This window comes from Acuticoccus sediminis, assembly GCF_003258595.1.
Lineage (GTDB): Bacteria > Pseudomonadota > Alphaproteobacteria > Rhizobiales > Amorphaceae > Acuticoccus > Acuticoccus sediminis.
Window position 1 is genome coordinate 342,052 of the sequence record NZ_QHHQ01000006.1, and the last position, 21,246, is coordinate 363,297.

At 70.3% G+C, this 21,246-nt stretch carries 18 protein-coding genes; 12 read left to right on the forward strand and 6 right to left on the reverse strand.

Going from position 1 to position 21,246, the window contains the following annotated elements; all coding sequences use genetic code 11:
* Nucleotides 1-63: 63 nt before the first annotated feature.
* Nucleotides 64-993 carry a dienelactone hydrolase family protein gene (locus DLJ53_RS25540; protein ID WP_111350524.1) on the reverse strand — a complete coding sequence of 310 codons (930 nt, stop codon included), beginning with the start codon at nt 991-993 and terminating at the stop codon, nt 64-66.
* A complete protein-coding gene (locus DLJ53_RS25545) occupies nt 986-2,659 on the reverse strand; it encodes an alpha/beta hydrolase (RefSeq protein WP_111350525.1) in 1,674 nt (557 codons plus the stop codon). The genes DLJ53_RS25540 and DLJ53_RS25545 overlap by 8 nt, the downstream gene beginning before the upstream one ends.
* A 157-nt stretch (nt 2,660-2,816) precedes the next feature.
* Between DLJ53_RS25545 and DLJ53_RS25550 the strand changes: the two genes are divergently transcribed.
* From DLJ53_RS25550 to DLJ53_RS25560, 3 genes are all read left to right on the forward strand, one after another.
* Complete coding sequence (locus tag DLJ53_RS25550) at nt 2,817-3,989, forward strand: alpha/beta hydrolase (protein WP_111350527.1); 1,173 nt, start codon at nt 2,817-2,819, stop codon at nt 3,987-3,989.
* Nucleotides 3,990-4,355: 366 nt separating this feature from the next.
* Entirely contained in the window at nt 4,356-5,123 is a 768-nt protein-coding gene (locus DLJ53_RS36715; protein WP_162409542.1) for an SH3 domain-containing protein, read from the forward strand.
* 30 nt (nt 5,124-5,153) lie between these two features.
* Nucleotides 5,154-6,107: a substrate-binding periplasmic protein gene (locus tag DLJ53_RS25560; protein WP_111350530.1), complete on the forward strand. Its 954-nt coding sequence runs from the start codon at nt 5,154-5,156 to the stop codon at nt 6,105-6,107.
* 46 nt (nt 6,108-6,153) lie between these two features.
* Here the strand turns inward: DLJ53_RS25560 and DLJ53_RS25565 are convergent, their stop codons facing one another.
* The 3 genes from DLJ53_RS25565 to DLJ53_RS25575 are packed head-to-tail and all read right to left on the reverse strand — an operon-like array spanning nt 6,154 to nt 9,121.
* Nucleotides 6,154-7,524, reverse strand: coding sequence for a TRAP transporter large permease (locus DLJ53_RS25565; RefSeq protein WP_226577186.1), 1,371 nt, complete (start codon nt 7,522-7,524; stop codon nt 6,154-6,156).
* Nucleotides 7,521-8,069 (reverse strand): TRAP transporter small permease subunit, encoded by a 549-nt coding sequence (locus DLJ53_RS25570; RefSeq protein ID WP_111350532.1) that lies wholly within the window; start codon nt 8,067-8,069, stop codon nt 7,521-7,523. The genes DLJ53_RS25565 and DLJ53_RS25570 overlap by 4 nt, the downstream gene beginning before the upstream one ends.
* A gap of 2 nt (nt 8,070-8,071) precedes the next feature.
* Complete coding sequence (locus tag DLJ53_RS25575) at nt 8,072-9,121, reverse strand: TRAP transporter substrate-binding protein (protein WP_111350533.1); 1,050 nt, start codon at nt 9,119-9,121, stop codon at nt 8,072-8,074.
* A 234-nt stretch (nt 9,122-9,355) separates the two neighbouring features.
* On the opposite strand from DLJ53_RS25575, the gene DLJ53_RS25580 reads away from it, so the two are divergent.
* The 5 genes from DLJ53_RS25580 to DLJ53_RS25600 all read left to right on the forward strand — a co-directional run bounded on the left by DLJ53_RS25580 (nt 9,356) and on the right by DLJ53_RS25600 (nt 14,039).
* Nucleotides 9,356-9,820, forward strand: a complete 465-nt coding sequence (locus DLJ53_RS25580) for an MOSC domain-containing protein (protein WP_202913346.1) — start codon at nt 9,356-9,358, stop codon at nt 9,818-9,820.
* On the forward strand, nt 9,820-10,770 hold the full coding sequence (locus DLJ53_RS25585; RefSeq protein ID WP_111350537.1) for a PDR/VanB family oxidoreductase: 951 nt from the start codon (nt 9,820-9,822) through the stop codon (nt 10,768-10,770). The genes DLJ53_RS25580 and DLJ53_RS25585 overlap by 1 nt, the downstream gene beginning before the upstream one ends.
* A 258-nt stretch (nt 10,771-11,028) precedes the next feature.
* Nucleotides 11,029-11,622 carry a helix-turn-helix domain-containing protein gene (locus tag DLJ53_RS25590; RefSeq protein ID WP_162409544.1) on the forward strand — a complete coding sequence of 198 codons (594 nt, stop codon included), beginning with the start codon at nt 11,029-11,031 and terminating at the stop codon, nt 11,620-11,622.
* Between the two features lie 210 nt (nt 11,623-11,832).
* Complete coding sequence (locus DLJ53_RS25595) at nt 11,833-12,933, forward strand: glycosyltransferase family 2 protein (RefSeq protein ID WP_111350541.1); 1,101 nt, start codon at nt 11,833-11,835, stop codon at nt 12,931-12,933.
* Nucleotides 12,934-12,941: 8 nt separating this feature from the next.
* Nucleotides 12,942-14,039, forward strand: coding sequence for a glycosyltransferase family 2 protein (locus DLJ53_RS25600; protein ID WP_202913347.1), 1,098 nt, complete (start codon nt 12,942-12,944; stop codon nt 14,037-14,039).
* 56 nt (nt 14,040-14,095) lie between these two features.
* Here DLJ53_RS25600 and DLJ53_RS25605 read toward each other — a convergent pair whose 3' ends face one another.
* Nucleotides 14,096-15,895: an ABC transporter ATP-binding protein gene (locus tag DLJ53_RS25605; RefSeq protein ID WP_202913348.1), complete on the reverse strand. Its 1,800-nt coding sequence runs from the start codon at nt 15,893-15,895 to the stop codon at nt 14,096-14,098.
* 38 nt (nt 15,896-15,933) lie between these two features.
* Here DLJ53_RS25605 and DLJ53_RS25610 point away from each other — a divergent pair, with 38 nt between their 5' ends.
* From DLJ53_RS25610 to DLJ53_RS25625, 4 genes are all read left to right on the forward strand, one after another.
* A complete protein-coding gene (locus DLJ53_RS25610; protein ID WP_111350543.1) occupies nt 15,934-17,058 on the forward strand; it encodes an acyltransferase family protein in 1,125 nt (374 codons plus the stop codon).
* Between the two features lie 291 nt (nt 17,059-17,349).
* Nucleotides 17,350-19,200 carry a translational GTPase TypA gene (gene typA, locus DLJ53_RS25615; RefSeq protein ID WP_111350544.1) on the forward strand — a complete coding sequence of 617 codons (1,851 nt, stop codon included), beginning with the start codon at nt 17,350-17,352 and terminating at the stop codon, nt 19,198-19,200.
* A 21-nt stretch (nt 19,201-19,221) separates the two neighbouring features.
* A complete protein-coding gene (gene gcvA / locus DLJ53_RS25620) occupies nt 19,222-20,196 on the forward strand; it encodes a transcriptional regulator GcvA (protein ID WP_111350546.1) in 975 nt (324 codons plus the stop codon).
* A 165-nt stretch (nt 20,197-20,361) separates the two neighbouring features.
* The gene (locus tag DLJ53_RS25625; protein ID WP_111350548.1) at nt 20,362-21,222 is read left to right on the forward strand and encodes an aspartate dehydrogenase; all 861 of its coding nucleotides are present in this window, start codon (nt 20,362-20,364) and stop codon (nt 21,220-21,222) included.
* Nucleotides 21,223-21,246 lie beyond the last annotated feature (24 nt).

Below are 21,246 nucleotides of genomic sequence, written 5' to 3' on the forward strand. Positions count from 1 at the left end.
TCCGCGTTCGTTGGTGGCGGACGGCGGCGGCGCGGACCGGGGCCGGCCGCGCCCCGGACCGGCTCAGGAGGCCGGATCCGCGATCGCCCGGTCGAGGAAGTCGAGCGCCCCGGCGATGGCGTCCGCGGTGGCCTCGGGATCGAAGACGAGGGGGCTGAACTCGGACCGGTCCTGCTGGTCGAAGCCGTGCGTGGCCCCCTGGAAGACGACGGTCTCCACCGGATGGCCCGCGGCCTTCAGGCTGTCGGCGACGAACTGGCACTCTATCATCGGCGCGATGATGTCGGCGGTGGCGAGGATGAAGAGCACCGGGGCACCGTTGCGCCAGGTGTCGAACCGCGCCTGATTGGCGAGGCCGCACCAGGGGTAGACGAGGATGTTGGCCTTCACCCCGTCGAGGATCGAGGCGCCGGGCTCCGGCAGGCGCGTCAGGTTGGTGGGGCGCTCGCGGCCGAGGTCGAGCGTCATCAGCTCCATGATCGACCAGCCACCGTGGGACATGCCGATCAGCGCCATCCGGTCGGCGTCGACGAACGGCAGCTCCATGGCGTCGGCCATGGAGACCAGGATGTCGCCCGCCCGCTCCGGCCCCGGCAGGAGCTGGCCCGCGCAGACGAGGCGCCAGGTGGCGAAGTCGGTGTAGTGACGGGGCGTGTTGCTGTCGACCACGACCGCGGCCCAGCCATGCTCGACCAGCGCCCTCGACCAGCGCTCCATGTTGTCCTTCGCGCCGTCGCAGCCGTGGTAGAGCAGCGCGGTCGGGAACGGGCCGGCGCCGTCCGGCTTGGCGATCACGTAGGAAGGCGACAGCAGCGCGCTCAGCCGCTGCGGCGTCACCCGCTCGGTGAACCAGCCCTGCAGGCGCCCGAAGGTGTGGACGCCGAGCGCCAGCACCAGCACGACGACCGTCGCCGCCGCGAGCGCCAGGACGCGCTGCCACCGGCGGGCGCGACGCCAGCGCGCCCGCATGCCCTTCGCGGCGGCCTCACTCATCGAAGTGCGCCTTCAGCCGGGCGATGTCGTCGGCGGAGACGTCCGGGTCGGTGAGCATGGTCCAGGCGTCGACATAGCGGCTGGCCGCGTACTCGTGGCCGAAGCCGCGCGGGACGTGGGTCGAGACGGCCATGTCGGCGGCGACCTGAAGCGCGGTGACGATCGGGTACCAGTTCATGGTGCCGACGACGTCCGGCCCGCGCGGCGCGTCGAGCCAGTCCGGCCGGCGCCACAACAGCGAATAGTCGAAGAAGACGATCGGGTCGCTGGCGTGCTGGAAGTAGATGATCCGCAAGGGACCCCAGCGTGCGTCGGGCGTGGTGACCTCGAACTGGTTCATGGTGCGCACCAGCGCGCCCTCCTCGAAGGCGGGCAGCCACTGGGTCGAGCCGGGGTCGCGGTACTCTGCGATCTCGCGGTGGATGGGGCCGAGGAACGGCGGGCCGGACCACAGCGCGCCGTTGAACGGGTCGCCGATCACCTCGTGGAGGCGCACCGAACGCTCCGAGGAGAGGGCGCCGAGGGAGAGTCCGTAGAGGTAGAGCTTCGGCCGCGTCTCGTCCGGCAGGTCCGTCCAGTAGTCGTAGACCGTGCGCATCAGGGCGCGGCCGGTGGAGGCGCCGGCCTCTGGCTCGAAGATCAGCGAGAAGGGGCTCTGCAGGTAGGAGTACTGGATGGCGACCGTCGCCACGTTGCCCTTGCGCAGGTACTCCAGCGATGAAATGGCGCCCTGGTCCATGTGCCCGGTGCCGGTGGGAAGGGCGAGGATCAGGACGTCCCGCTCGAACGCGCCGACGCGCTGGAGCTCCCTGAGGGCGAGCCGGGCCCGTTCCGTCGGGTCGTCGCCCGAGCCGAGGCCGACGTAGACGCGCAGCGGCTGCTTCACCGGACCGTTCCAGAAGGCGGCGAGGTCGGCCTCCATGGTGAGGCCGTCGACGAAGCGGCGCCCGTCGCGGCCGAGCGTCGTCCAGGGCACGAGGGATTCGGCGCTCCCGGTGCGCCAGGGTTCGCCGGGGCGGACAGAGTCCGGCTCGATGAGCTGGTCGAGCGCGGCGTAGGTCTGGTCGAGCGACCGGAAGGCGAAGCGGATGACGACGCCGTCGACCACCAGGAAGGCGGCGCCGAAGGCCGCGACGAGGCCGATCACCATGGCGAGCCGCGGCGGGATGACGACGTGGAGCCGCCGCGAGACCATGAAGAACACGCGCCGCAGCAGCCACATGACGAGGAACAGCGCGGCCGCCGTGCCGATGGCGATGCCGTTGACGACGAGCGGGTGGCGCTCCTCGACCGGGGCCATCTGCATCAGCGCGCGGATGGCGTTCTGCCATTCGGTCGTCTTGTAGAGGGTGAAGGCGTAGACGGCGATGCCGATGACGGCGGCGAGCACCGCCCAGCGCAGCGAGTGGCGCCGGGGCGGCTCGTAGAGCTCCAGCCAGCGCCACAGCATCAGGCAGGCGATGGCCGCGCCGTAGCCGATGGCGAACACCGCCCCGGCGACGAGGCCCTGCATCAGCGCGTCGCGCGGGACCAGCGACGGGGTGAGAGAGGCGGAGGCGAGGAGGGAGCCGACGAGGATGCCCCAACCGGAAAAGACCGGCGGTGCCTTCTTCTCGGCCCGTGACGCCGGGGAAATGGCGCGTGGCGCGTCGGTGTCGGGATCCACTGGCGCGTCCTGTCGTTGTCGCCTCGTCACGGTCGCACCTTCGTCCCAGCAGGCAGCGGTGCGCAAGATCAGAATCGGGTAGGCTCACAGTCGGCGGTGCCGCATAGTGCCGCCCGCAAGCCCAGGCCTTCAATTCTATCCGCGCGGTGTTCCGATCATGACCGAAATTATGGAGTGGATCGGACCCCTGTCCGTCGAGCAGCGCACGGCGATGGGGCTGGCCGGCGCGGCGATCGCGTTCCTGGTGGTCGTCGGCGTCCTGGCGATCTTTCTCGGCTGGCTGCGTTCGCTCGGGGTGTGCGTCGCACTGGTGGCGCTGGCCGTCGTCGCCCTCTTCCTGATGCCGCTCGGCACGTCCAGGCTGGTCTCCCACCCCGCCCCGGCCGCCGACTACGAGGCGGCGATGAAGACGTTCGAGACCGAGCTGCTGCCCTCGTCCCAGCCGCTGAACCCGTTGTGCGACCCCTACGTCCTCAGCCACGGCGAGAAGACGAAGCGGGTGGTCGTCCTGCTCCACGGCGTGTCGAGCTGCCCGCACGCCTACGTCGACTTCGCGCCGCTGCTGCACGAGCGCGGCGACAACGTCCTCGTCGTGCGGATGCCGCAGAACGGCTACGCCGACCGCGCGTCCGACACGCTCGGCAAGATCACCGCCGAGGAGCTGGCCGAGTTCGCCGACAAGGTGGTCGACACTGCCGCCGGGCTGGGCGACGAGGTCGTCTTCCTCGGGATCTCCGCCGGCGGCACCATCGCCGGGTGGGTGGCGCAGAACCGGTCGGACGTCGACCGTGCCGTGCTGGTCGCGCCGTTCTTCGGCCTCGGCGGCACCGGGCCGTGGACCAACTCGGCGGCGATGCGGGCGATGCTGGTGCTGCCGGACTTCACGATCTGGAAGGACCCGGCCCAGCGCGAGAACTTCCAGGGCGGGATGGCCCACGCCTACGTGCGCCAGTCGACCCGCGGCACCGGGCAGATCATGCGCCTCGGCGAAGCGGTGGCCGAGCAGGCGGCGAAGGGCTCGCCCGCGGCGGGTGACATCGTGGTCGTCATGAACGACGCCGACACGGCGGTCTCCAACCGCGTGACGGACCGCGTGGTGGACCGCTGGATCGCCGACGGGGCGGACGTGACGAGCTACACTTTCCCGGCCAAATTCGGCCTGGGCCACGAGATCATCGATCCCGAGGAGCCGGGAGCCGATCCATCGATTTCCTACCCGGTGCTGCTCCAGCTCATCGACGATCCGTCCGCCTTCGACCCGGCCGCGGTGCCGATGCCCATGCCGGAGCCGGCGGCGGCGCCGGCGACACCGGCAAAGTCGGCCGACTGAGGCGCCGGGCCTCCGCCCACCGGCGGCCCATTCGGTACGGACGTGCCCGACGCGGCCCCGGGGGCGCGTCGGCGCGTGACCCGTCGGAAGGTCCTCCAGCTTATCTGAACTGCCGCTGAATAAAGCTCGGCGTTACCAAGTTTTTATTTCCGCATGTCGGCGTCAATACAAGTATTACAGCGGGTTCCCCGGGGCGCCCGCCGTTGCACCGCGCCGATGTCGCGCATATCTAAGGGGCCTGGATACAAGGTGTAAGGGTTCAGTATGCGTCAAATGGCACGGGCAGTTCTTGCGTTGGCGTTGGCTGGCTTCGTGAGTGACGATGCACTGGCCGCAGCCCGGGCGACAACGTCTGCGAACGTGAACATGCGAACCGGACCGGGGACGGGGTATCAGGTGATGCTCACCGTCCCGTTCGGTGCGGAGGTGTTCGTCAATTCCTGCAACAGCGGCTATTCCTGGTGTGACGTCAGCTACGCGGACTACCGCGGCTACGTCTCCGGCAACTACCTGCAGTACGCGGTGCAGGGGCGCTACTACGGCAACGCGCTGCCGGGTATCGCGACGGTGATCGGCGTTCCCCTGTTCTGGGACAATTATCCGATCTATCGTGCGCCGCGTTACCGGGGGCCGGGATACTGGAATGACCGTCCGCCCTACTATCGTCCGCCGCATCACCGGCCGCCGGGCTGGCGTCCGCCTCCGGGGCACCGACCGCCCCACTGGGGACCGGGTCCGCGTCCGCCCCATGCCGGCCGGCCGCCGCACGGTGGACGCCCGCCCCATGCCGGCCGGCCGCCGCATGGAGGACGGCCTCCCCACGCCGGCCGGCCGCCGCATGGAGGACGGCCTCCCCACGCCGGACGACCGCCGCACGGGGGCCGGCCCCCGCATGCGGGACGCCCGGACGGGGGGCGCCCGCCCCACGCAGGGCGTCCGGGCCGGGACCGTCCGCCCCACGCCGGGCGGCCCGATCGCCGGACCCGGGCGGAACGGTCCGGACGACGCGCTCCGCAATCGGGCCGCGTTCCGCCGCGCTCGCACCGGGAGGGACGGCGCGCGGACAGCGGTTCGCGCGGCCGTCCGGAAGCCTTCCGGCCACCCCACGGAGGGGGCGGCCGGCGCGAGCGGTGACGTTCACCGCCTGAACACGCGAGGAGTCTCATGATCGCGCCCCATCGCGCCGCCGCCCGGCTGGCGCTCGTCCTCCTGCCGACCCTCGCCGGGGCCGGCGCTCCGGCCGCCGCCCAGACCGACGGGACGCTGGGGGACATCGGCGCGAGAGGCTCCATCCGCGTCGCGGTCGCCGAGGAGACGTTCCTGCCCTGGCTCGGCCGCGACGCGGACGGCGACCTCCTCGGCTTCGAGGTGGACGTCGCGTCGGACGTCGCCGCCGCGCTGGACGTGGCGGTTGAGTTCGTCGAGGTGCCGTACGACGAGCTTCCCCGCTGCCTCGCGGAGGCGCAGTGCGACGTCGTCGTCTCCGCCTACTCGATCACCGCCGCGCGGGCCCGCAGCGTGCGCTTCTCGGACCCCTACGGCTCGACGGACTACTTCCTCGTAGTCGACATGGACGCGCTGCCGCCGGATGCCATCGACGGCGAGTACGACGTGTCCGAGATGTCGGTCGGCGTGACCGGCGGCTCGCCCGCGGCGACGTTTGCGGCCGGGGTCTTCAGCAACGCCCGTATCGTGCGCTTCGGCGACGACAACGCCGTGCGCGACGCGCTCCGGGACGGGGAGGTGGACGGCGCCATCCTGCCGGATCCCTACCCGAACTTCCTGCTGGCGCAGGATCCGGAGAAATACGGCATCGGCAGCGATCCGCTGTTCGGCACCGTCGAGGGGTTCGCCGTCGCGCCGGGGGCCGACGATCTCCTCTCCGTGCTGAACGCCTGGGTCGCCGAGAACACCGCCAACGGGCGCCTCGGCGCCGCGCGCGCCTACTGGTTCTCCTCGCTGGACTGGATGGGCCGGCTGGACGGCGGCGCCGACGGGACGGACGACGGGTCCGCCCCGAAGCCGATCGCCGCGCGCAGCGACGGACCGGCGCCCGAGCCGGCGAACGCGGCGCCCGGGCCGGCGGAAGCGGCGCCGGAGGCTCCCGCCGCCGAATAGCCGGGCGGGGTACTGCCCGGCAGAGCGGCGCCCCTCGCGGCGCTGCCTAGTTCGACACCGAGGGCAGCCACAGGACCAGCGCCGGGAAGGCGATGCACAGGACCAGCGCCAGAAGCTGCAGCAGCGTGAACGGGATGATGCCGCGGTAGATCTCGCCGAGCGTCAGCGTGTCCTTGCCCACCTGGCGCAGGTAGAAGAGCGCCGGACCGAAGGGCGGCGTCAGGTACGACGTCTGCAGGTTCACCGCGACGATGATCGCGAACCACAACAGCAGGCTCTCCGCCGGCACCATGGTCCCGAGGTCGAGCATCATCACGATCGGCCGGAAGACGGGCAGGATGATGAGCGTGATCTCCAGCCAGTCGAAGAAGAAGCCGAGCAGGAAGATGATGCCCATCAGCAGCGCGAGGAGCTGCCAGTCGTGGAGGTCGAGCGCCGCGATGGTCTCCAGGATCGCGTCATCCCCGCCCATCGCGCGGAAGACGTAGGAGAAGATCGCCGCGCCGCACAGGATGCCGAAGATCATCGCGTTGGTGAGCGCCGATTCGCAGACCACCTCGGTGAGAAGGCGCGGGGTGAGCGAGCGGTTGACGATCGCCAGCACCGTCGCCCCGAACGCGCCGACCCCGGCGGCCTCCGTCGGTGTCGCCCAGCCCATGACGATCGAGCCGAGCACCAGCGCGACAAGCAGGGTCGGCGGCACGAAGCCCTTGAGGAGAAGGACGACGAGCTCGCCCGCGGACCCCCGCCACGGCTCCGTCTCGCGCGGCATCGCGCGCGGGCGCAGGACCCCGACGACCATGATGTAGATCGCGTAGAGCCCCGCCAGCACGAGCCCCGGGAAGACCGCGCCGGTAAAGAGGTCGCCGACCGGGATCGCCAGCAGGTCCGCCATGATGACGAGCATGATCGACGGCGGGATGAGGATGCCGAGCGTGCCGGAGGAGGCGATGACGCCGGCGGTCGTCGGCTTGTCGTAGCCGCGCTCGGCCATCACGGGGAGGGCGAGCATCCCCAGCATCACGACCGAGGCGCCGACGATGCCGGTGGTGGCCGCCATGATCGTGCCCATCAGCACCACGGCGAGGGCGAGGCCGCCGGGCACGCGCCGCAGCAGGATCGAGAGGATCTCGAGGAGGCTGCGCGCGACGCCCGAGCGCTCCAGCATCACCCCCATGAAGATGAACATCGGCACGGCGACGAGGACGAGGTTCTCCGCCACGCCGCCCCAGATGCGGCTCACCACAAGGAAGAGCTGCATGGGGTTGAAGACGTCGAGCAGCATGCCGAGCCCGGCATAGACGAGCCCGACGCCGGCGAGGCACCAGGCCACCGGGAAGCCGGTGAAGAGGAGCACCATCAGCACCGCCAGCATCGAGAGCGACAGGCCGGGGCCGTACTGGGCCATCGCCATCATAGGCCGACCTCCTGATGCTCGGGGTGCGTCGGTCCGGCGGGGGCGCCGAGGAGGATCGCGAGGCTGCGCGAGGCCGCGCCAAGTGCCGCCAGGAAGAGGAAGCCGAAGCCGAACAGCAGGAAGGCCTTGATGACCCAGCGATGCGGCAGCCCCGTCTGCGAGGCCGAGCCCTCGTCCATCATGAAGGAGCGCTCCCAGAAGGCGTAGCCGTAGTAGAGGACGACGAGGCAGAACGGCGCCAGCATCAGCGTCGCGCCGAGGAGTTCGACCCATGCGGCCGTCCGGGGGCCGAAGCGGGCGTGCAGGATGTCGATGCGCACGTGCGCGCCCTCGACATAGGCGTAGCCGAGCGTCAGCAGGAAGAGGGCGGCGTGCAGGTGCCATTCGAGGTCCTGCAGCTTGGTGGAGCCGAGCACCAGGAAGTGCCGGGTGATGACGTCGAAGACGATGACCAGCATCAGGGCGACGGCGAGCCAGGCCGCGACCTGGCCAACGCGCCGGACCAGGAGGTCCAGCGCGCCGGCAACGGCAAGGAGACGGGCCACGGTCAGTTCAGGTAGCCGAGGTCGCGCCAGATCTTGTAGTTCTCACGGAACGCCGTGAAGCTCTCGAAGGCGCGCTTGAAGTCCGGGTCGGCGGCGGCCTGCTCGGCGAACACCTCGTCGACGGCGGCCTTGAACTTGGCGAGGTCCTCGTCCGACCAGCGGTGCAGCGTCACGCCCTTGGCCTGCAGCTCGTTCAGCGCGTCGAACTGGATCGCCTCGCCCTCGGCGATGCCGTAGCGCACGTTGTCGCCGCACACGCTCTCGATCTGCGCCTTCTGCATGTCGTTCAGGGCGTCCCAGCGCTGCTGGTTGATCATCAGGTCGAAGAAGGTCGCCTGCTGGTGCCAGCCGGGGAAGTAGTAGTGCTTGGCGATCTGCCAGAAGCCCATGTTGAGGTCGATGGCCGGCTGCACGAACTCGAGGCCGTCGATGACGCCGCGCTCCAGCGCCGGGTAGACGTCCGGCGCGGCGAGGAGCTGGGCCGAGACGCCGAGCTTCTCGAGCGCCTTGGCGCCGAGGCCGAAGAAGCGCAGCTTCATGCCGGCCATCGCTTCGGCGTTCGGCACCTCCTCGCGGAACCAGCCGGAACCCTCGGGGGCGAGCATGCCGCACATGACGGAGTGGATGCCGTGCTTGGCGTAGATCTCGTCGAAGATCGCCTTGCCGCCGCCGAAATAGAACCAGGCCATGTACTCCGGCGCGGCCGGACCGAAGGGGAGGGCGCCGAACACCTGCAGGCCGGGGACCTTGCCGGCCCAGAAGCCGGGGGTGGAGAAGGCCGAGTCGATGGCGCCGACGGAGACCGCGTCGAAGACCTCGAGGGGCGGGACCAGGGCGTTCGGCTCGTAGAAGCGGATCTCGATCTCGCCGCCCGAAATCTCGGCAATCTGCGTCTCGAGGCGTTTGCCCAGCGTGCCGAGCTGGGGCAGCGAGCTCGGGAAGGTGCCGGCCATCTGCCAGTGCACCTCGTCGCCGAGCGCTGCGGTCGAAAGGGTCGCCGTCGCGGCGAGGGCGATCGCGGTGCGCCGCCAGAGGGTCTTCAGAGCGGTCATGTGCCGTCTCCCTGATCGGGTTGCCCCAGGTTTGGACAACAGTTGCCTAATGAGCAAATCCGCGAGCGGCTTGAGCGGTGGCCACCGGCGTTTCGCGTTGAAATACGTCGCAACAGGCGTGCCAAGCCGCAAACATTGGAGGAATTCTAGGCAACGGTTGTCTCGCATTGACGCTGGACAACTGGCCCACGTGTTGCTTTCTAGGCAACGAAGGCAACGATGGAGAAATGGCCGATGTTCAGCGGCGAAGTCTTGCACCTGCACGTGTGTCCGCGCGCGTTCCTGCCGATGCAGTCGCGGCAGGAGATCACCCTCGTCGCCGGCAAGGGCATCGAGGGCGACCGCTACATGCTGGAGACCGGCTTCTACTCCGACAAGCCGGAGATCGGCCGCCAGATCACCCTCTTCGAGATCGAGACGCTGGCGGCGCTGAAGCGCGATTTCGACATCGAACTCGCCCCCGAGGAGCACCGCCGCAACGTCACCGTGAAGGACGTGCCGCTGAACCACCTCGTAAACCGCCAGTTCCGCCTTGGCTCGTGCCTCCTGGAGGCGACGCGGCTCTCCTTCCCCTGCAAGCACCTCGACGAGATCACCGGCAAGGACGCGTTCGACAGCCTCGTCCATCGCTCCGGGCTCAACTGCATGATCCTCGAGGGCGGCACCGTTCGCGTGGGCGATACCGTCACCCCGGTCTGATGGCGCGTCACATCGAGACGGTGGTGCGGCGCATCGAGGCGCTGACACCCACCGTGCGCCTCATCGAGCTCGCCGACCCGGACGACTGGCCGCTGCCGCCGTTCCGGGCCGGCGCGCACGTCGACCTGCATCTGCCCAACGGGCTGACGCGCTCCTACTCGCTGTGCGGCGATCCGCAGGCGGCCACCCGCTGGCGCCTCGCCGTGCTGCGCGAGGTGGAGAGCCGGGGCGGGTCCGCCCACCTCCACGACGCGCTCGCCGTCGGCGACACGGTCGCCTGCTCGCTGCCGCGCAACAACTTTCCGCTGGCGGCGGACGGGCGGCGCCACGTCTTCCTCGCCGCCGGGATCGGCGTCACGCCCTTCCTGGCGATGGTCGCCGACCTGGAGCGGTCGGGGGCGCACTTTCACCTCCATCTCTGGGCGCGCGCCGCTGACATGGCGCCGTTCGCGGCCGACGTCGCGCGGCTCGCGGGCGAGGGACGCGCCAGCCTTCATCTCCCGGGGCCGGAGCGGCTCAGCATCGCCGCCGCCGTCGCCGCCGAGGCGGCCGACGAGGGGGCCCACCTCTACGCGTGCGGCCCGGCCCGCTTCCTGGACGACTACGACGCGGCGACCGCCGCGCTCGACCCGGCCCGGGTTCACCGCGAGTACTTCGTCCCGCCGCCGGTGGAGATCGAGCCGGACGCGGGTCCCTTCGAGGTCGAGCTTGCACGCTCCGGCATGGTGCTCACGGTCGAGCCCGGCCAGACCGTCCTCGCCGCCGTCCGCGCCGCCGGCGTCGCGGTGGACGCGTCCTGCGAGGGTGGCATCTGCGGCGCCTGCCGCACCCGCGTGCTGTCCGGCGAGCCGCGCCATGCGGACCGGGTCCTGAAGCCGTCCGAGCGGGCGGAGGCGATGATGATCTGTGTCGGCGGCTCAAGGTCGCCCCGCCTCACGCTGGACCTGTGAGCCGCGGGCCGCTAGCCCTTCGCCGATGCGGCGGTGCCGGGAACCGCGAGGCCCGCCCGCCGCATGCCGCGCCCGGCGTGCCGGACGGCCCGTTCGAGCGCTCCGTGTTCCCTCGTGTCCACCGGATCGCTCCCCGTCGCGCCGGGATATCCTCCCCGGTCACGTGCTCCGAGCGGCGTCCGGCCGGCCCGGGGCACGGTCCCGCATCACGCCGAACCGCATTTTTCGCCGAAACCGCCGCCGCACCAGCCTGATCCGATGTCCGACGCCGCCGCCAACACCCCTCCCGCCACCGCCTCCACCGCGCCCAGCGCCGCGGGTCTCGGCCGCGCCATACGCGCGGCGCGCATCGAGCGGGGGATGTCCCTCTCCCAGCTCGCCCTCGCCGCCGCCGTGGACAAGGGCTATCTCTCGCGCGTGGAGCGGGGGCTGAAGGTGCCGTCCGTCGCCGTCGTCCTGCGGATCTCGAGCGCGCTCGACATGTCCGCCGCCCAGCTCTTCGGCGCGGCCGAGAACGAGGAGGCGGTGTTTCTGACCCGCGCCGGCAACCGTGCCGGGCTTACCGTCGAGGATCAGGAGTACCACATCGAAGTCCTCACCCGCGCCGCCTCGTCGACCGGCCTCGAGGTGTTCCTGATGTTCCCGCCGCTGGAATTCCCCGAGGACCACAAGGTGGAGCACCGGGGCGACGAACTGCTCTACGTGGTGCGCGGTCCGGTGGAGGTGCGCTTTCCCGACCGCGTCGTCGAACTCGCCACCGGCGACTCGGCCCAGTTCAGGGGGGACCTGCCGCACCAGGTCCGGCGTCTCTCGGAAGATGGCTGCATTTTGGTGGTGGTCTCGGGCTCCTGATCGAGCGATTGTTCTAAATCACCCGGAATGCGAAGCATTCTTGCCGAGGCGGCGTTCATCATTCTGAAAATGCCGTCCTCGAATGGGCATAGACTTTCCATAATTCAGGCCGAACTTCCGCACATTCATCAGTAAATTTCACTCCCCGCTGTCCGTCGTTCGACGGGTCAACGTGCGCACGCGTGCGCCTTGTGCAGGTCGGGGAAGCAAATGGTTCAGCCTCTCGTTTCCATCGTATTGCCTGTTTTCAACGCGCACCCCTACATCGACGCGGCGCTGCGGAGCCTTCGGAACCAGACCCATCGCGAGCTCGAGATCATCGCCATCGACGACGGCTCGACGGACGGATCGCCGGCGATCCTGCGCCGGCACGCGGCGGAGGATCCGCGGATCGTCCTCGTGTCGCGCGAGAACAGGGGCCTCGTCGCCACGCTGAACGAGGGCCTCGGGCGCGCCACCGGCCGCTACGTGGCGCGCATGGATGCAGACGACATTGCCTATCCGCACCGGATCGAGCGCCAGCTCGCCGCCTTCGCGGCGCGGCCCGGGCTCGGCATCTGCGGCTCGGGGTTCGACACGATCCGCCGCGACCGGCTCCGGCAGCGCCACCTCGACCCGATGTTCCGGCGCTGCGACCTCGGCATCCTGTCGCTGTTTTTCACCGTCTTCATCCATCCGACGGTGATGTTCGACCGCGCCGTGGCCGGCTCCGCGCTCGCCTACGATCCGGCCTACCCGCACGCGGAGGACTTCGACCTCTTTCGCCGGCTGACCGGGCAGGTCCCCGCCCTGATGATCGAGGAGAGCCTCATCGCCTACCGCCTCCACGAGGGGAGCGTGTCGCAGCGGCACAAGACGGAGATGCGGCGGACCCACGTGCGCATCGTCACCGAGACGCTGGCGGCGGACGGCTTCGACGCCGACTTCGCCGCCTTCGCGGCGGCGGCGAGCGAGGTCGAACCGGGGTCGGTCGCGCCGATCGCGGACTTTCTGGAGGCGATCGGCCGGCAGGCCGCGCTGCGCCCGCCGGAGACGTCGGCCTCCTACGCGGCCGGGCTGCGGACGTTCTTCTACTTCCTGTTCGGCACGATGTGCGACCACGACAACCCGCGCATCGTCCCCGCCTTCCTCGACCGGACGGCGGGCTGGTCGCTGATCCGCCGCCGGGAGCGGGCGATCTATGGTGGGCTCAGCCGCTATCCGGCGCTCGTCTCGGCCTCGCGCGCGGCGTCGGACATGATGGACTGGTGCATCGACGCGGCGCGGGCGCGGCCGGTCCGGACCCCGGCCGGCGGGGTGGCGCTCACATGACGGGCGGCATGCGCTCCCTGATGCCGCAGTCCCCCTACGGGCCGGTCCGGCACCGGCGCATCAGCGTCATCATCTGTACCCGCAACCGCGCCGACGCGCTGGCGCAGGCGTTCGCGGCGCTGCGCGCGGCGGCGGACCAGCGACGGGAGCGGGACATCGAGGTGGTGGTGGTCGACAACGGGTCCATCGACGAGACGCCGGCGGTGATCGCCCGTTTCGCCGACGCGGCGCCGTTCCGCGTCGTCACCGTCACCGAGCCGCGGCAGGGCCTCGCCCGGGCGCGCAACGCCGCGCTCCAGCTGGCGTCGGGGGACCTCCTGGTCTTCGTCGACGACGACTGCGAACTCCATCCCGACTTCTTCCGAAGGCTGCGCCGCCACTATGCGAACGACCGCGAGCCGGTCGTGCGCGGCGGCCGGGTCGAGCTCGCCGACGAGCGGGACATGCCGGTCACGCTGAAGCTGTCCGGCAAGGTCGAGCGGCTCGACCGCAAGACGCCGCCGGGCGGCTTCATCCACGGCTGCAACATGACGATCCCGCGCGAGGTCGTCCACGACATCGGCGCCTTCGACGAGCGCTTTGGCGCCGGCGCCCGCTTCCGCTCGGCGGAGGATACCGACTACCTCGTGCGCAGCTTCCTGCACGGCGTCCCGGTCGAGTACGTGCCGGACGTGGTGGTGCGCCACCGCCACGGACGGCGCACCCGGGAGGCGGCGATCGAGGCGGTCGTGGCGTACGCCTTCGGCAACGGGGCGCTCTACACCAAGCATCTGCGCCGCGCCCCGTTCCTGATGAACCACGTGCGCTGGACGCTCTTCGGCTCGGTGCGCGAGGTCGGCGGCGGAGCGCCGTTCGACCGCGCCCTCCGCATCCCGAACCGGCGGATCGCGGTCGCCAACGTGCGGGGGATCGCAGCGTTCGTGCGCGCGTCGATGGCGGGCGGCGACCTCGACAGCGGGCCGCGGGTGCTCGGTGGTCCGTGGCGGCGCCGGCTGAAGCGGGCGTGGGCCAGCGGGACCGCCTCCGTGAACGAGAGCCGGGCGGCCGGCGAGGCGTCGCTGCGCCGCCGCGCCTGGCGCGAGCTGGTCGGCCCCCGCGAGGCGTGAGGCACGGAACCCCGGTCCGGCCGCCGACCGATCGGCCCGTGTCAGACCGACCCGCGTCAGTCGCAGGCCTCGTCGGCGCCGAGGTCGTAGAGCGCCTCCATGTCGAGCGTCGCGACCCGTTCGAGCGGCAGTTCGTCCACCACGCGCCCGTCGCGCAGCAGGATCACGTCGTCGCAGGACGACAGCGTCTTGCGGTGATGGCTGATGACGACGGTGGTCTTGCGCCCGCTGCGGGCCCGGAGCGTGTCGAGGATCGCCGCCTCGGACAGCCCGTCGATGGCGTTGGTCGCCTCGTCGAGGATGAGGAGGTCCGGGTCGAGGAGCAGCGCGCGGGCGAGGGCGATGCGTTGCCGCTGGCCGGCGGACAGGTTGACGCCGCGGTAGCCGATCAGCGTGTCGTAGCCCTCCGGCGTCGCCTCGATGAACTCGGCCGCCTCCGACAGGTGGGCCGCCGCCATCGCCTCCGCGCGGGTCGCCCCCGGCTTTCCGTAGGTGATGTTGTCGGCGATCGTGCCGTCGATGAGCTCGAGTTCCTGGCTGGCGACGGCGATGCGGCTGCGCCACGCGGCGGGGTCGATGGTCGACAGCGGCTTGTCGTCGACGAGGATCGTGCCCCGGTCGGGCTCGATGAGGCGGCACAGGAGGCTGATGATCGTCGTCTTCCCGGCGCCCGACCGCCCGACGAGCGCCGTCGACCGCCCCGCCTTGAGGTCGAAGCTGACCCCGCGCAGGACCGGCACGAGGCCGTCGCCGCCGGTCTCGCCGCCGTACCCGAAGCGCACGTCGCGGAAGGCGATGCGCTCGGTGATCGGGCCGACGTCCTGCGTGCCGCCCGGCGCTTCGGGCTTTCCGGCGGGGTCGAGCAGCCACTGCACCGCTTCGATGGAGCCGGACCAGCCGCGCAGCTGCCCCCACGCTCCCTGCAGGCCGCGGACATAGGGCTGCAGGCGGTAGAGGAGGACGACGAACGTCGCGATCACCGGAAAGCTGACGTTCGCCAGCCACGCGCTGACCACCAGCGTCAGGAAGAGACCGGCGAACATCACCTCGGTCAGCACCGGGAGCACCGACAGGCGCCGGTGCAGCACGAACGCGGCGTGGCGCAGGTCGTCCGACGTCCGCGCGAAGGCGTCCCGCTCGCGCTCCTCCTGACGGAAGATGCGGATGAGCTGGCCGCTGTGCACCACGTGCAGCATCCGTGCGGCCATCGTGTTGTTGCGCGCCGTGAGGGCGCGGCTCGGCGCCTTCACCCGGGCGGTCACGAGGGCGTGGATCGCCTGGATCGCCACGAGCCCGAGGGCGACCGACAGCGTCATCTGCCAGGACAGCAGCAGCAGGAAGATGGTCAGGACGAGGGCGCAGGAGGCGCTGACGATCATCGACAGTGTCGTCTGGATCGCGTCGGACACGCGCCAGGATTCATTAGAAATGATATTGAGGAGCCGCCCCGGATCCTGCTTCTGAAGGAATGGAAAGCCCACTCTGAGGAGGCGCTCGGCCAGCTGGATCCGGATCGCGTGGCTCGCCTTGCCGTAGACGTAGCCGCTGATCACCCCGTTCGCGAAGCCGACCGCGTTCTTCATCAGGATGAGCGCGAAGATGACGGCGCTGATCGCGACGAGGCGTGTCCCGGGATCGAGACCCGCGCCGATGCCACTGAAGAGCGCCGACAGACCGGAGGCACCCTCGGCGCCGTCGGGTCCGACGATAATCGACAGCAACGGGATCACGAGGCCTATGCCCAGACCTTCCAGTGTCGCGCTGACGAAGCCGAGCACGATGATGAGCGCGACGAGGGGGCCGTTCCGCCGCACGGTGTCGCGCAGCGTCACCCAGCTCGCATGGGACGTGATCACGCCTGTGCCCCCGCAATGCGGCAGCGGGGTGGCCGGGCATGACTGACGCGTCCGGGCGCAGCCTGCCGTACTATCCGAAGCTCGATGGGTTGCGGGCGGTCGCCGCGTGCCTGGTTCTGGTCGAGCATTTCACCTACAACGAGATGGTCCGCGGGTTCGCGCCCGGGCTGATCGGCGTGAAGTCGTTCTTCGTTCTGTCCGGCTTCCTCATCACCTCGATCCTTCTGAAGGAGCGCGGGACGGCTCCTGCCGGGGTGCTGGCGACGCGGTTCTACCTGCGGCGGGCGCTGCGGCTGGCGCCCGCCTACTACGCGGCGATCCTCCTCACCGCGCTCCTGGCGCTCGCCGCGATGCGCCAGGAATGGCCGTGGCATGCGTTCTACCTGAGCAACGTGCAGATCGCGCTTCAGGAGCGCTGGACCGGGGCAGGGCACTTCTGGACCTTGGCGACGGAAGAGCAGTTCTACCTCTTCTGGTTCCCTCTGGTGGCGCTCGCGCCGCGGCGGTGGCTGCTGCCGGTGATCGCCGGCTGCGTGATCCTGGCCCCGATCTATCGGGCGATCATGGCGATAGAGGGGACGACCTTCGCCATCGTCCTCCTGCCCGGCAACATCGACAGCCTCGCGGCCGGCGCGCTCCTGGCGGTGTCGATGAGCGGGCGGGCGGCGGGGCTCGCGTTCATGGAGAGGGTGGCGGGCAGCCGCGCCCTCCTGTGGGGATCGCTCGTCGCCGTCGTCATGACGACGGGGAGCTTCGGGGACGTCGTCGGCTGGACCGGCGGGTCCGGGGTGTTGCGCTGGGTCTTCCTGCCGGTGCTGGTCAACGTCACGGCCCTCTGCGCGGTGCGGTCCGCAATCGCGGCGGACGGGCGGTTCGACATCCTGGCGCACCCGGCGCTGGTCCATGTCGGACGCATCTCCTACGGGCTCTATGTCTGGCACTATTTCGTGCCCCAGTTCTGCTACACCTACATTCCCGGCTTCCAGGCGCTCGACGTCGGCGCCTGGGCGATCCTGCGCACCGTCATCTGGCTCGGCCTGACGGTCCTGATCGCGGAGGTCTCCTGGCGCGTGATCGAGCGGCCGTTCCTGGCGCTCAAGCGCCGCACGCCGCGCGCCGGCCGGCCCGTCCCGGCGCGCGTCGAGGCCGCCGTGCCGCGATGAAGCGGGCGGGGCGCCCCGTCCCCGTCACGCCCCGATCGAGGCGACGGCGGGTCAGGTCAGGACGATGATCAGCACGATGATGAGGGCGGCGGCGGTGATCATGGAAATGTGAGGCAGGCGCATTTCGGTCTCCGTTTACGGGAGGATGAACCCGGACGGTGCGGCAACGTTCCCGTGCAAGGAGGGCGACGCCTCGCGCTACGGCAGTACTGTCATGCTCGATTGGGGCTAGCCATAAGCGCTCGGTCATGGCAGTCAGCCCCTTCACGCTCCCAGACACTGGCCGGCTTCATGACCACAGCACCCCGCGCGCTGCGCAACGTCGCGATCATCGCGCACGTCGACCACGGCAAGACGACCCTGATTGACGTCCTCCTGCGTCAGTCCGGCGCCTTCCGCGAGAATCAGAAGGTGGCCGAGCGCGTCATGGACTCCAACGCGCTCGAGATGGAGCGCGGCATCACCATCCTGGCCAAGGTCACGTCGGTGGAGTGGGAGAGCGAGGCGACGCCGCCGACCCGCATCAACATCGTCGACACGCCGGGTCACGCCGACTTCGGCGGCGAGGTGGAGCGTATCCTCAACATGGTGGACGGCGCGGTGATCCTCGTCGACGCCGCCGAAGGGCCGATGCCGCAGACCAAGTTCGTGCTCGGCAAGGCGCTCAGGATGGGCCTCCGGCCGATCGTCGCCATCAACAAGATCGACAAGCCGGAAGAGCGGCACCAGGAAGTGGTCGACATGGTGTTCGACCTCTTCGACGCGCTCGGCGCGGACGACGAGCAGCTCGACTTCCCGATCGTCTACGGCTCGGCCAAGAACGGCTGGATGAGCCTTGAGCCGACCCCGTCGGCGAAGCCCTCGATGGCCCCGCTCCTCGACCTCATCGTCAAGCACGTGCCCGAGCCGCGCGTGGAGGAGGGGCCGTTCCGCATGCTCGCCACGACGATCGAGGCGGACAACTTCCTCGGCCGCATCCTGACCGGGCGCATCACCTCCGGCACCGTGAGGCCGAACCAGACGGTCAAGGTCCTGCGCCGCGACGGCAGCGTCGTGGAGACCGGGCGCGTCTCCAAGGTGCTCGCCTTCCGCGGCATCGAGCGTCAGCCGATCGAGGAGGGCCGCGCCGGTGACATCGTCGCGATTTCCGGCCTCCTGAAGGGCACCGTCGCGGACACCATCGTCGACCCCGCGGTGACGACGTCGATCCCGGCCCAGCCGATCGACCCGCCGACGCTGGCGATGACCTTCCGCGTCAACGACTCGCCGCTCGCCGGCACCGAGGGCGACAAGGTCCAGTCCCGCGTCATCCGCAACCGGCTGATGTCCGAGGCCGAGGGCAACGTCGCGCTGCGCGTCACCGACACCGAGGGCGGCGAGGCCTTCGTGGTCGCGGGCCGCGGCGAACTGCAGCTCGGCATCCTCATCGAGACCATGCGCCGCGAGGGCTTCGAGATCGGCGTGTCGCGCCCGCAGGTCGTGATGCGGCAGGCCGAGGACGGCACGCGCCTCGAGCCCATCGAAGAAGTCACGATCGACGTCGACGACGAGCACTCCGGCACGGTCATCCAGAAGCTGTCCGAGCGGAAGGCCGACCTCGTCGAGATGAACCCGTCGGGCGCCGGGCGCACGCGCATCATCATGCACGCGCCGACCCGCGGCCTCATCGGCTACCAGGGCGAGCTGCTGTCCGACACGCGCGGCACCGGCATCCTCAACCGCGTGTTCCACGAGTACGTGCCGCACAAGGGCGCGATCCCGACCCGGCACACCGGCGTTCTCATCTCCAACGGCGACGGCGATGCGGTGGCGTACGCGATGTTCAACCTGGAAGACCGCGGTCCGATGTTCATCGATCCGGGCATCAAGGTCTACCGCGGCATGATCATCGGCGAGCACACCCGGGGCAACGACCTCGAGGTCAACGTGATCAAGGGCAAGCAGCTCACCAACATGCGCGCGTCCGGCAAGGACGAGGCGGTGAAGCTGACCCCGCCGATCCGCATGAGCCTCGAGCGGGCGCTCAGCTACATCAACGACATGGAGCTCGTTGAGGTGACGCCGAAGAACATCCGCCTGCGCAAGGTCCACCTCGACCCGAACGACCGCAAGAAGGCCGAGCGCGCCGCTGAGAACGCGTAAGGGCACCGAACGGGGGGCGGAGTGCGCCGCAGGCTGCCCTCCCTCAACGCGCTGCGCGTCTTCGAGGCGTGCGCGCGGGCGATGAGCTTCACCGACGCCGCGGCGGAGCTCAACGTGACCCAGGGCGCCGTCTCCCGCCAGATCAAGGCGCTGGAGGAGGAGATCGGCGTCCCGCTGTTCGTGCGCCACGTCCGCCGCGTCGAGCTGACGCCGCACGGAGCGGCGCTCTACCCCGGTGTGCGCGCCGCGCTCGACGAGCTGGAGCGGAGCGTCGCCAAGGTGGACCGGCGCAAGGCCGCCGGCGTCCTCACCGTCAGCGCGCTGCCAACGTTCGCCATGAACTGGCTGATGCCGCGCCTCGAGGACTTCTCCACGCGCCATCCGACCATCGAGGTGCATCTCGTCACCACGATCGGCGCGGTGGATTTCTCGCGCGACGACGTCGACCTCGCGATCCGCGTCGGCCGCATCGACGGCTCGGACGACCCTGCCGACGCCGCCCGCATCGACCTCAAGATGACCGAGGGCCACGGCGCCCTGAAGGCGCACCGGCTGATGGCGGACGAGCTCATCGCCATCGCCTCGCCGGACCTGATGCGCGCGGGCCCGCCGATCGCGGGCCCGCAGGACCTCCTGTCCTACCCGCTCCTCCACAACGCGACGCGCGGCTACGCGTGGGCGGACTTCCTGCGCGGCGTCGGCGTCCACGTCGACGTCATGCCGGAGGAGCCGAAGTTCGGGCACTACTTCATGGTGCTGGCGGCGGCACGGCGGGGGGACGGCATCGCGGTCGTGCCGCACGTCCTGGTGGAGGAGGACATGGCCTCCGGGCGTCTTGTCGCAGCCCTTCCGCAGACCGTCCGCAGCGCCGGCAGCTATTACCTTCTGTGCCGCGAGCATCAGTACGACCTGCCGATGATTAAGGCATTCCGGGAGTGGATTGCCGAAGAATCGGCCAGTTCCCTTGCGGCTTCGGCTAAAGCGGCGGCACCCTAGGCGCGGGGCGGGTAACGTCACGCATGAGGTTACCTCATCCATCGCTGCCGATTTGTGGTTTGTGTGACGAGTTCGGCGTTCCCTAAACTCATAGCTGAACATTCGCGCAGGATCGCGGACGCACCGGCCACCGGCCGGGCGGAGCGCCGCGGTCGCGGATGACCGATGAGTTCATTCGAGGGGCCGCTTCTCTTGCCGCCATCAACGTCCACCCCCGGCGCGCCCATCCGCCTCGCCGTCGCCAGCCTCGGGGCCATCGGCATGGCCGTCGTCGAGGCGGTGCAGTCGGGTCGCCTGCCGGGCTTCACCATCGCCGCCGTGTCCGCCCGCGACATCGAGGCCGCGAGGGCGCGCCTCGCGCCCGTCGCGCCGGACGTGCCGGTCGTTCCCATCGCCGAGCTTGAGCCCCTGGCGGACATCGTCGTCGAGTGCGCCCCGGCGGCGCTCTTCGGCGAGATCGTCGGGCCGTTCGTCGCGAACGGGAAGAAGGCCGTCGTCCTCTCCATCGGCGCGCTCCTCACGCACGGCGATCTCATCGAACTCGCCGGCCGCACCGGCGGGCAGATCATCGCCCCCTCCGGCGCGCTCCTGGCGCTCGACGCGGTGACGGCCGCCGCCGAGGGCACGATCCACTCCATCAAGATGATCACCCGCAAGCCCGTGAAGGGCCTCCTCGGCGCGCCGTACCTCGAAGAGAACGGCATCGACATCGCCGCCGCGACGGAGCCGGTGAAGGTGTTCAGCGGCACCGCGCGCGAGGCGGCGAAGGGCTTCCCGGCCAACCTCAACGTCGGCGCCGCGCTGGCGCTCGCGGGCGTCGGTCCGGACGCCACCACCATCGAGATCTGGGCCGACCCCGCGCTGACCCGCAACACGCATCGCATCGAGGTCGACGCCGACAGCGCCAGCTTCTCGATGGCGATCGAGAACATCCCCAGCGAGAACCCCAAGACCGGACGCATCACGGCGCTCTCCGTGCTCGCCGCGCTCCGCAAGATGACCGCCCCGCTGCGCGTCGGCACCTGAACCAGGCCGCCGTCCCGCCCCGTC

Excerpts from the sequence above, each read along its gene's own strand:
- DLJ53_RS25540 (WP_111350524.1), bottom strand. The coding sequence starts at position 993 with ATGAGTGAGGCCGCCGCGAAGGGCATGCGGGCGCGCTGGCGTCGCGCC.
- DLJ53_RS25550 (WP_111350527.1), top strand. The coding sequence starts at position 2,817 with ATGACCGAAATTATGGAGTGGATCGGACCCCTGTCCGTCGAGCAGCGC.
- DLJ53_RS36715 (WP_162409542.1), top strand. The coding sequence starts at position 4,356 with ATGCGAACCGGACCGGGGACGGGGTATCAGGTGATGCTCACCGTCCCG.
- DLJ53_RS25560 (WP_111350530.1), top strand. The coding sequence starts at position 5,154 with ATGATCGCGCCCCATCGCGCCGCCGCCCGGCTGGCGCTCGTCCTCCTG.
- DLJ53_RS25565 (WP_226577186.1), bottom strand. The coding sequence starts at position 7,524 with ATGATGGCGATGGCCCAGTACGGCCCCGGCCTGTCGCTCTCGATGCTG.
- DLJ53_RS25575 (WP_111350533.1), bottom strand. The coding sequence starts at position 9,121 with ATGACCGCTCTGAAGACCCTCTGGCGGCGCACCGCGATCGCCCTCGCC.
- DLJ53_RS25580 (WP_202913346.1), top strand. The coding sequence starts at position 9,356 with ATGTTCAGCGGCGAAGTCTTGCACCTGCACGTGTGTCCGCGCGCGTTC.
- DLJ53_RS25585 (WP_111350537.1), top strand. The coding sequence starts at position 9,820 with ATGGCGCGTCACATCGAGACGGTGGTGCGGCGCATCGAGGCGCTGACA.
- DLJ53_RS25590 (WP_162409544.1), top strand. The coding sequence starts at position 11,029 with ATGTCCGACGCCGCCGCCAACACCCCTCCCGCCACCGCCTCCACCGCG.
- DLJ53_RS25595 (WP_111350541.1), top strand. The coding sequence starts at position 11,833 with ATGGTTCAGCCTCTCGTTTCCATCGTATTGCCTGTTTTCAACGCGCAC.
- DLJ53_RS25600 (WP_202913347.1), top strand. The coding sequence starts at position 12,942 with ATGCGCTCCCTGATGCCGCAGTCCCCCTACGGGCCGGTCCGGCACCGG.
- DLJ53_RS25610 (WP_111350543.1), top strand. The coding sequence starts at position 15,934 with ATGACTGACGCGTCCGGGCGCAGCCTGCCGTACTATCCGAAGCTCGAT.
- typA (WP_111350544.1), top strand. The coding sequence starts at position 17,350 with ATGACCACAGCACCCCGCGCGCTGCGCAACGTCGCGATCATCGCGCAC.
- DLJ53_RS25625 (WP_111350548.1), top strand. The coding sequence starts at position 20,362 with ATGAGTTCATTCGAGGGGCCGCTTCTCTTGCCGCCATCAACGTCCACC.